This window comes from Deinococcus alpinitundrae, assembly GCF_009982895.1.
Classification (GTDB): Bacteria; Deinococcota; Deinococci; order Deinococcales; family Deinococcaceae; genus Deinococcus; species Deinococcus alpinitundrae.
In genome coordinates this window covers 1-271 of the sequence record NZ_WXZL01000248.1, presented here as the reverse complement: position 1 = coordinate 271, position 271 = coordinate 1, and the positions used below count along the sequence as shown (strand labels likewise).

Genomic DNA, 271 nt, shown 5'->3' with positions numbered 1-271 from the left:
ATTTGTAAAAGTTCTTTTAATTGATCTACTGTTAAATTATTCATTTATTCGTTATCTCCTATCGTTTTAATTCCTCAATAAATTTAAGCACTCTATCAATATCAATCTGTTCATTTTCTGACTTGCGTTTATTCAACCAATAATCTAACTCGTACCACCAGTCGTCGTTTAAATACTTTTCTTCTAGCAATGCATCACGTTGGTCGATGATTTCAAGCATTTACTTGTCCTCCAAAAATTCAAAATATCTTTCAATCTCATGCTCGTTAGC

Annotated in this window: 1 protein-coding gene; it reads right to left on the bottom strand. The window is 31.0% G+C overall.

Features of this window, described 5'->3' with window-relative positions; all coding sequences use genetic code 11:
* Positions 1–58: 58 nt before the first annotated feature.
* Complete coding sequence (locus GUI70_RS24165; RefSeq protein ID WP_000889682.1) at positions 59–220, bottom strand: hypothetical protein; 162 nt, start codon at positions 218–220, stop codon at positions 59–61.
* Between the last annotated feature and the right edge of the window lie 51 nt (positions 221–271).

Bases quoted from the DNA above. Each gene is read 5' to 3' on its own strand.
- GUI70_RS24165 (WP_000889682.1), bottom strand. From the start codon at position 220: ATGCTTGAAATCATCGACCAACGTGATGCATTGCTAGAAGAAAAGTAT.